This is a genomic window from Streptomyces sp. NPDC027189 (genome assembly GCF_055566975.1).
Window position 1 is genome coordinate 1 of record NZ_JBVHRI010000023.1, and the last position, 8,830, is coordinate 8,830.

The following is an 8,830-nucleotide window of genomic DNA, read 5'->3' on the forward strand; positions in this document are numbered from 1 at the left end:
GAGGACCTTCTTCGGGGAGGCGACGACGCGGCGGATGACGGAGACGGTCACGGAGCACCTTTTCTTCGGGGACAAGGGTGTCGTTGTGTGTCGGGGCCACGTGGTGTGTGGCTCTGGCATACGTGGGCGCCGCGGCCCGGGTGGGCTCGTCGGCGCCTGGCGACTGCTCCAGAGAAACAGGCTCGGACCGTGTCCGCAATGACCCCTTTTACTAGTTGTGGCCGCATCGGGGTGGAAAGTCCCTCGTGTGAGCTGGCTCTCAAACCGCAGGTCAGAAGGGGTATGTCTACGGACATATCGGACAAGGTGGACTACGATTCCGCTTCGTAGGTGACGTGCGTCATGTGGGGTGCTTCACCCGTCCCCCAACGGTCCGTGCGCGCGGGATCACGCAGCGGGTGGGTCGAATGTGACCGCGGTCTCGAAAGCGGCCCTGCGGGTGGCCCGGCGCAGCGCCTTGAGGAGGGTCGCGCCGAGGGTGAGGGTCAGGACGACGGTGACGACCGCCCGGCCCAGGTCCCAGCCGAGCGAGGTGGCCAGGCAGTACGCGAGGAAACGGGTCAGGTTGCCGGGGACGGTGTCGTGCGGGTCGAAGGCGACGTTCGAGGCCAGCGCGTCCATGAAGGGCCAGCCGGCCAGGTTCATGACGGTGCCGTACGCGAAGGCGGCGAGGAAGCCGTAGGCGGCGAGCATCACCAGCTCGGCCCGCCCGCGCAGCCGGTCGGGGCCCGGCAGCAGCCCGGCGCCCATGGTGAACCACCCCATGGCGAGCATCTGGAACGGCATCCACGGCCCGACCCCGCCGGTGAGCAGCGCCGACGCGAACATCGTCACCGACCCGAGCACGAACCCGAACCCCGGCCCGAGCACCCGCCCGCTCAGCACCATCAGAAAGAACATCGGCTCGATGCCCGCGGTCCCGGCCCCGATCGGCCGCAGCGCCGCTCCCGTCGCCGCCAGCACACCGAGCATGGCAACCGCCTTCGGCCCCAGCCCCGACTCCGAGATCGTCGCGGCCACGACGGCGACGAGCAGCACGAGCAGCCCCGCGAACAACCACGGCGCATCCTGCGCATGCGCACTGACCTGCGAGCCCGGCCCCGCGAACAGGGGCCAGACGAACCCGGCGACACCGGTGGCACTGACCAGGACGAGGGCGGCTATGGACCGCGGGCCGAGGCGGATGGCTTTGGCTTGGGGGTGCGACGGGGGCTGGGGCGAGCCTGCGGGGCTGCCTTGCGGGGCCCCCGGGGCGGGCGCGGCTGCGGCGCCGTGCGCGGGTGTGGCCGTCGGCTCGGAGCCCGTTCGGCTCACAGGCGCGGGCTTGCCCGTCGGCTCGCTCATTCCTGGGACTCCGGTTCGTTCGCGCGCAGGGCCGTGCGGACCTGGGGGACGGTCAGCCATGGCTGGGGGGCCAGCACCTTCGTGACCTGGGGGGCGAAGGAGGGGGACGCGACGACCACCTCGGCGGTGGGGCCGTCGGCGACGATCTCGCCGTCCGCGAGGATCACCACACGGTGGGCCAGGTCGGCGGCGAGTTCCACGTCGTGGGTGGCCAGGACGATGGCGTGGCCCTCGGCGGCCAGGCCGCGCAGCACGGTGACCAGCCGGGCCTTCGCCGCGTAGTCGAGGCCGCGGGTCGGCTCGTCGAGGAGCAGCAGCGGGGGGCGGGCCGTCAGCACGACGGCCAGCGCGAGTGCCAGCCGCTGGCCCTCCGACAGATCCCGGGGGTGGGTGTCGTCCGCGATCCCCGGCAGCAGCTCCGACACCAGAGCCCGGCAGGTGCCCGGCTCGGCGCCCGCGTCATGGTCGGCGGCCTCGCACTCGGCGGCCACCGTGTCCGCGTACAGCAGATCCCGCGGTTCCTGGGGTACGAGGCCCACGCGTCGTACGAGCTCGCGCGGCGCCGTGCGGTGCGGGACCGCCCCGCCGACCCGGACGGATCCGGCTGCGGGCTCGACCAACCCGACCAGCGCTCCGAGGAGGGTGGACTTCCCGGCGCCGTTCCGGCCCATCAGCGCGATGGTCTCGCCGGGGGCGGCGGTGAGATCGACACGGCGGAGCGCCTCGACGCGCCCGCGCCGGACGGCGAGGGATTCGACCACGGCTGTTTGCGCGGGGGCGGGAGCGGGAGCGGTGGGGGTGGCCCTGCGGAGGAGCCGGGACAAGCGGGGCGTGGAGTGGGGGCGCGCGGGGGAACGGGGAGCGGGAACGGCATGGGCGCGCGGACTCCCCGCGGCCCGCGGACCCGCGCCTGCGGCTGCTTCTGCCTCTGCGCCCGGGGCTGCGCTTCCTTCTGAGTCCGTGCTCGGGGCTGCGCCTGCTTCTGAGTCCGTGCTCTGGGCTGTGCCTGCTACCTCGGCCAACCGCTTCCGCAACGCCCCCGCCCTCCGCCGTGCGTCGCGCACCGTCAGGGGGAGGGGGGACCAGCCGGCGAGGCGGCCCAGGTCCACCACCGGCGGGTACACCGGGGAGACGGCCATTACCTCGGAGGGGGTGCCGAGGAGCGGTGCGGCGCCCGGGGACGGGAGGAGGACGACCTGGTCTGCGTACTGGATGACGCGTTCCAGACGGTGCTCGGCCATCAGGACGGTGGTGCCGAGGTCGTGGACGAGGCGCTGGAGGACGGCGAGGACCTCCTCCGCGGCGGCGGGGTCCAGGGCGGACGTGGGCTCGTCCAGGACCAGGACCTTCGGGTGCGGGGTGAGGACCGAGCCGATGGCGACCCGCTGCTGCTGACCGCCGGAGAGCGTGGCGATCGGTCGGTCGCGCAGCGCCGCCAGGCCCAGCAGGTCCAGGGTTTCCTCCACCCGGCGGCGCATCACGTCCGGCGCGAGGCCCAACGACTCCATGCCGTACGCGAGTTCGTCCTCCACGGTGTCGGTCACGAAGTGGGACAGCGGGTCCTGGCCCACCGTGCCCACCACGTCCGCGAGTTCGCGCGGCTTGTGGGTGCGGGTGTCCCGTCCGGCGACCGTGACCCGGCCGCGCAGCGTTCCGCCCGTGAAGTGCGGGACGAGACCGCTCACCGCGCCCAGCACCGTCGACTTGCCGACCCCGGAGGGCCCCACGAGCAGCACCAGTTCGCCCTCGGGCACCTCGAAGTCCACGCCCCGGACGGTGGGTTCGGCCGCACCGTCGTACGTCACGGAGACATCCTCGAAGCGGATCATGACGGCTCCTTGGGGATCGGGGCGACGAAGGCCGGGAGGAGACCGAGGAGGATCGCCGCCGCGGGCCAGAGCGGGAGGGTGGGGGCCACGAGGGGGACGACGCCCGGGCGCAGCGCCACGGGATCGTACGAGGCGGCGACGATCATCAGCGTCGCCACGGCCACGCCCGACCCCGCGACCAGCCACGCCCGTGCGGCCCACACGTCCGGCCGGTACCGCGTCCGCAGCGAGCGGCGGCCGCCCAGCCACAGGCCGCCGAGCGCCGCGGCCAGCCCGGCCAGCAGCACCGGCAGGCCGTAGCTGCCGCCCTCGGCGGTCAGCAGTCCGTACGTGCCCGCGCAGACGCCGAGCAGACCGCCCAGCGTCAGTACGGCGGTGGTGCGGCGGACGGCGGGCGGGACCTGGGCGGTGCGGCCGTAGCCGCGCGCGTCCATCGCCGCCGCGAGGGCGACCGAGCGCTCCAACGCGCCCTCCAGGACCGGGAGTCCCACATGCAGCAGGCCGCGCAGGCCCCGGTCGGGGCGCCCGCGCAGCCTGCGGGCGGCGCGCAGTCTCTGTGCATCGGCGATCAGGTTCGGGGCGAAGGTCAGGGCGACGACCACCGCGACGCCCGCCTCGTACAGCGCTCCTGGCAGCGACTTCAGCAGACGCGCCGGGTTGGCGAGGGCGTTCGCCGCGCCCACGCAGATGAGCAGCGTGGCCAGTTTCAGGCCGTCGTACAGCGCGAAGACCAGGCCCTCGGCGGTGATGCGGCCACCGATGCGGATGCCTTGGGCCCAGTGGGGGAGGGGGACTTCGGGGAGCGTGACGATGAGGTGCGTTCCCGGGATCGGGGATCCCAGGAACACGGCGAAGCCGAGCCGGATGCCGAGGACGGCGGCCGCCAGCTTCACGAATGCGCCGTAGGAGCGGGCCCAGGGTGCCTCGTTCCGGCGCGCCGCCACGACGTATCCGGCTACGCCGACGAGGAGTGCCAGGAGGAGGGGGTTCGTGGTGCGGGAGGCGGCGGTTCCCAGGCCCAGGGCCCAGATCCACCAGGCGCCCGGGTGGAGGGCGTTGCTGCGGGTCGCCTGCGGCGTGCGGGTACGGCGTTGCAGCGGGCGCTCCGCTGGGTCGGCACCCGGCGCTGGAGGCTGTGCCCACCCTCCCCCAAGCTCTCGGCTTCGCTCGAGCAGGGGGGACCCCCATCGCCCTGCGGGACGGGTGGGCACAGCGGCAGCCTCGGCAGTGGCGGCCGCCTCGGCCTGCTCGTCGTCGTCCGTCGTCATCGTTCCCACCCCCGCGTCAGCCCCGGCGGCGGCGCGCCTGCCAGACGGCAGCCGTGCCCAGCAGGGCCACCGCGGCGGCGCCTGCGAGCAGGCCGACGGATGGGCCGTGGTGGGTGGCCTTCGCCCGGGGACGGGCGGAGGCCGTCGGCTTCGTGGCGGAGACTTGTTCGCCGCAGCCGGTGCGCGGGTAGCCCGCGATGGCGCACAGCAGGGCGTTGGTGTCGTAGCGGAGGGGTTTGGCGACCGACGCGAGGGCGTCGGCCGTCGTCGCGTCGGAGGGGACGCGGGCGCACGCCGTACGCGGGGCCGGCGGCGTCTCGCCGGACGGCGCGTCCGCCGTCGTGCCGAAGTCGATGACCAGGGCTACGCGCTTCTTGCCCTGCTGGGCGGGCGTCTTCGCGCATAGGGATGCGAAGTCCGCCGCCCCGCGCGGCTTCGTGGCGTCCTGCGAGTCCTCGCTCACCGCGAAGCGGAACCCCTCGACGTCGCCGTCGGACGGCCGCGCGGTCGACGGACCCTGTGTCGCGTACGTCCACTTCCCGCCGGTCAGGTCCCAGAAGGACCAGTAGCGGTAGCCGACGGCACGGGCCTGCCCCGCGCCGCCGAGTACGAGGAGCAGCAGGGCCAGGGTCAGGACCGGCGCGGACGTCCGACGGCGGCTCACAGCTGCTGCTTCTTGTTGCGGCCGCTGATCAGGAAGCCGATGCCGATACCGGCGACGAGACCGACGCCGACGATCCACCAGACACCGAGCCCCTTGTCGTCGTCCTTCTTCTTCTCGTCGCTCGGGGCGGCCGAGTAGTCGGACGCGTTCGTCGCCGGACCGGTCGCGCCGAGCTGCTTGACGAGGTCCGCGCCGCCGAAGTGACGAGGGTCGGTGCCGGTCGCGTGGGCGGCGAAGATCAGCTGGGCGTACGCGGCCGGTCCTGCCTTCGCCGCCCAGGCGCCGGAGTTCTTCTCCAGCCAGGCGAGGGGCTCCTTCGCCGACGATGTCGCGCCCGCGGCGGACAGCGCCACGACCGCGTCCGCCGTGTTGCCGTAGTCGGGCTGGTCCTTGGCACCGGCGAGAGCGGACTTCAGGTAGGGGGTCTTCTTCAGCGACTTGGCCAGATAGTCGGCGCCGTTCTGCGCCACGTCCTGCGGTCCGGGCGAGTCCGTGGTGGCGCACTGCGTAAGGTCGTACGCCGCACCGGCCTTCGCCACGAACCCCTTGCCCAGGGCGCCGAGCACCCCCGCCGCCGTCGCGTCCGCGTTCGCGTTCGCCGCGAGCTTGCCCTTCTTGTCGGGCTGGTAGGCGAACGCGCCGCCACCGTCCGAGCCGCACGCGATGGACAGAGCCACCAGGGCGTCGTACGGCGACTTGCCTGCCTTGGCGACATCGGCGGGCTTCTCGCCCACGGCCGTCAGTGCCCCGATCACCACGGACGTCGAGTTGGCGTCGCTCGCCCCGCCCGCGGTGTACCCCCAGCCGCCGTCCTTGTTCTGCACGGACTTCAGCCAGCCGACGGCCTTGCCCGTCTCGGCGTCGTGCCCGCCGAGCGCGGCGAGGGCCTGCACGGCGGCGGCCGTGCTGTTCGTGTCGACCATCGTCTTGGCGTCGCACTTGGCGGTGGCGTCGGCGCGGTACGGAGCGAACGCCCCGTTCGCGCACTGCTGTCCGGTCAGCCAGTCGACGGCCTTGCCGGTGGGCTTGACACCCACGGTGTGCTGGGCGAGCAGCGCGAGCGACTGCCGCCAGACACCGTCGTAGGTGGGGTCGGTGGAGCCGTACAGCCCGGACGGGATCGCCTGGGAGGGAGAAGGGGACGCGTCGGCGGCGAACGCTGCCGGTGCGACGGCCGTACCGATGACGACGGCGGCGGCCAGTACCGCGGCGCTGCGGCGAACAATCATGACTCTCCCTGCGGGGAGCCGGGCAGCACCGGGCGCACGCTGGAGCATCCGGGCGGCTCCGGCTCCGTATCCCTCGACGGTGCCGGCCAGCGGCGGGTTGCCGGTGGCACGAGCCGGTCACTTCCCTTCCGAGGCGATCCGGCTCACCGTCCCTGGTGGGCGGCTCACGGTTGCGGGTCAGCGCCGGAATTCCACCGGCTTCTCCCCGTACGGGTGTGATGACGACGCGCTCACTCTACCGGGCCGTAGCAAAGCGCCTGAGGGCCGCCTGTGAGCCCAGGCGGATGCCGGGCCAATCCGGAGGACAGGCCCTAAAGTCGGCCCATGCGAACGGGGAGACTGCTCGGCTCGGGGCGTTCGGCGGACGTCTATGAGATCGACGATGCGTGGGTACTGCGGCGGGACCGGGAGGGGTGGGGCGACGCCACGGCCGAGGCCGCGGTGATGGAGCATGTGCGCGGGCACGGCTATCCGGTGCCGGGCGTGCGGGCGGCGACCCGCGGCGACCTGGTGATGGAGCGGCTGTCCGGGCCGACCATGCTGGAGGCGTTCGGCGCCGGTCTGCTCTCCCCGCGGGAGGCGGGCGTCACCCTCGCCCGGCTGCTGCGCGGGCTGCACGCGCTGCCCGCCCGGGTCTCGGCGGACCCGGCGGTCCGCGTGCTGCACCTGGACCTGCACCCGGACAACGTGATGCTCACCCCGGACGGCCCGAAGGTCATCGACTGGGCCAACGCCGAGGAGGGCGCGCCCGGCCTGGACTGGGGCATGTCCGCCGTGATCCTCGCCCAGGTCGCCGTCGGCGGTGAGCCGTACGCGGAGGTGGCGCGCGAGACGCTGGCCGCGATGCTCGGCGAGGGCACTCCCGGCGTGACGGAGGACGGTCTCGCCGAAGCGCGCCGGCGCCGGGCGGCCAATCCGACGATGAGCGTGCGCGAGGTCCAACTCCTTGGCGACGCCAAGGAATTGATCCGGACGCTGCTTCACTGAGCGGTACGGCGCCAGAAGTCCCGCATCAGCGGGGTGGGCGTCGGGTTCTCCATGGCGACCTGGGTGAGCAGGACGGTGACCGTGCCGGTCGACTGGACGATGTGGGCCGTCGTGCCGGTGCCGCCGGTCCAGCCGCAGCGGCCCGGGACGTTCCAGGGGTCGGTGGGTTCGATGTCGACCTGGGCGCCGTAGCCCCAGCCCTGGCCCTCCATGAACAGCGCCCCGATCTCGCGCTGGGCGGGGGTGAGGTGGTTGGTGGTCATCTGCCGTACCGAGGCGGGGGAGAGGAGGCGACGGTTGCCCGCCGCGCCGTCGGCGAGCAGCATGCGGGCGAAGGCCAGCCAGTCGTCGGCGGTGGATGCCGCGACATCATCGGCCGGGCACCGATCCGTCCGCCGCGAGCGCGCGCTGGAGCTCGGGCCGGGGGCGACCGTACTGCGCCGGGCGCATGACTTCACGGCACGCGCGCGGGGAGCGTCGTCTCCACGGGCTGGCACAGGACCAGGGCGAGATCGTCGGCGAGGGCCGAGCCGGTGTGGGCGATCAGGCGGGCGTACAGGGTGTGCAAGGCCTCGTCGGGGAGCGGCTCGCGCAGGGCGATCGCGGCCTCGCCGAGGAGGGGGAAGGGGCCGCCCTCCGGGTCGCGGGCCTCGGTCAGGCCGTCGGTGTAGAGGAGGAGCCGGTCGCCGGGCTGGAGCCGTACGCGGTACTGGCGCGGGTCGGGGCACAGTCCCAACGGCGGGGCGGTGACAAGGGGTTCGAGGAATTCGATGCGGTGGCCGGCACGCAGGGGCGGCGGGTGACCGCAGTTGACCAGTCGTACCTCGCCGGGCGCGAACTCGGCGAGCACGGCGGTGACGAAGTCCTCGGGGCCCAGCTCCGGAGCGAGCCGTGCGTCGAGGCCGCCGGCGAGGGTCGTCAAGTCGAGGGCTGTGTAGGCGAGCTCGCGGAAACCCGTGATCGTGTCGGCGGTCAGCCGGAGGGCGTCGAGCCCGTGACCGCGGACGTCGCCGACGAGGACACGCAGTCCGAACGGTGTCACCGCGACGTCGTACAGGTCGCCGCCGACGGTCGATTCGCGGGCGGCGCTGTGGTAGCGGGTGCACACCTGAGTGCCGTTCAGGGTGCGGGAGATGGGCCGCAGGATCGCCTCCTGGGTGATCCGGGTGACCTCGCGGGCCCGGTCGAGCGTGGCGACGAGCCGCTCGCGCTGCCGGCCCGCGTACACGGTGAGCGCGCAGCCGAGCAGCAGGCCGCTCCAGTGGACGGCGAACGCGAAGGTCTGCACGGTGTGGTCGCCGATCCCCATCGCTAGGCCCAGCACCGCGGACCAGCAGCAGGCCAGCATGGTGTGCCGGACGCCCAGCCGGACGCAGGCCAGCAACGGGCCGATGAGCAGCAGCACGATGAGCGGTGGCACCCGGTCGAGGAGAAGATCCGGCACGGCGATCGCCAGACAGGCGGCCAGCGGCACCACCACCAGCCACCGCACCTGCCGCCCGACTCCCG

The 8,830-nt window shown here is 73.5% G+C and carries 7 protein-coding genes, 1 pseudogene and 1 riboswitch; of the genes and pseudogenes, 1 reads left to right on the plus strand and 7 read right to left on the minus strand.

Annotated elements, in window-relative coordinates; all coding sequences use genetic code 11:
- Positions 1-387: 387 nt before the first annotated feature.
- From ACZ4RZ_RS37715 to ACZ4RZ_RS37735, 5 genes are read right to left on the minus strand one after another with little or no spacing between them, the layout of a single operon-like run.
- On the minus strand, positions 388-1,344 hold the full coding sequence (locus ACZ4RZ_RS37715) for an ECF transporter S component (protein WP_467751559.1): 957 nt from the start codon (positions 1,342-1,344) through the stop codon (positions 388-390).
- The gene (locus ACZ4RZ_RS37720) at positions 1,341-3,173 is read right to left on the minus strand and encodes an ABC transporter ATP-binding protein (protein ID WP_467751560.1); all 1,833 of its coding nucleotides are present in this window, start codon (positions 3,171-3,173) and stop codon (positions 1,341-1,343) included. Before ACZ4RZ_RS37720 ends, ACZ4RZ_RS37715 begins: the two co-directional genes overlap by 4 nt.
- Positions 3,170-4,441, minus strand: a complete 1,272-nt coding sequence (locus tag ACZ4RZ_RS37725) for an energy-coupling factor transporter transmembrane component T (RefSeq protein ID WP_467751561.1) — start codon at positions 4,439-4,441, stop codon at positions 3,170-3,172. Before ACZ4RZ_RS37725 ends, ACZ4RZ_RS37720 begins: the two co-directional genes overlap by 4 nt.
- A gap of 16 nt (positions 4,442-4,457) precedes the next feature.
- Entirely contained in the window at positions 4,458-5,105 is a 648-nt protein-coding gene (locus tag ACZ4RZ_RS37730) for an SCO2322 family protein (protein ID WP_467751562.1), read from the minus strand.
- On the minus strand, positions 5,102-6,334 hold the full coding sequence (locus tag ACZ4RZ_RS37735; RefSeq protein WP_467751564.1) for a prenyltransferase/squalene oxidase repeat-containing protein: 1,233 nt from the start codon (positions 6,332-6,334) through the stop codon (positions 5,102-5,104). The genes ACZ4RZ_RS37730 and ACZ4RZ_RS37735 overlap by 4 nt, the downstream gene beginning before the upstream one ends.
- 94 nt (positions 6,335-6,428) lie before the next feature.
- A riboswitch (cobalamin riboswitch) is annotated at positions 6,429-6,583 on the minus strand.
- 75 nt (positions 6,584-6,658) lie between these two features.
- Here ACZ4RZ_RS37735 and ACZ4RZ_RS37740 point away from each other — a divergent pair.
- Positions 6,659-7,321 (plus strand): phosphotransferase, encoded by a 663-nt coding sequence (locus ACZ4RZ_RS37740; protein WP_467751566.1) that lies wholly within the window; start codon positions 6,659-6,661, stop codon positions 7,319-7,321.
- Here the strand turns inward: ACZ4RZ_RS37740 and ACZ4RZ_RS37745 are convergent.
- Positions 7,315-7,680, minus strand: a pseudogene (locus tag ACZ4RZ_RS37745) (serine hydrolase domain-containing protein); the annotation flags it as partial. The gene ACZ4RZ_RS37740 and the pseudogene ACZ4RZ_RS37745 overlap by 7 nt on opposite strands.
- Positions 7,681-7,775: 95 nt before the next feature.
- The coding region (locus ACZ4RZ_RS37750; RefSeq protein WP_467751568.1) for a PP2C family protein-serine/threonine phosphatase at positions 7,776-8,830 on the minus strand (1,055 nt) is incomplete at its 5' end.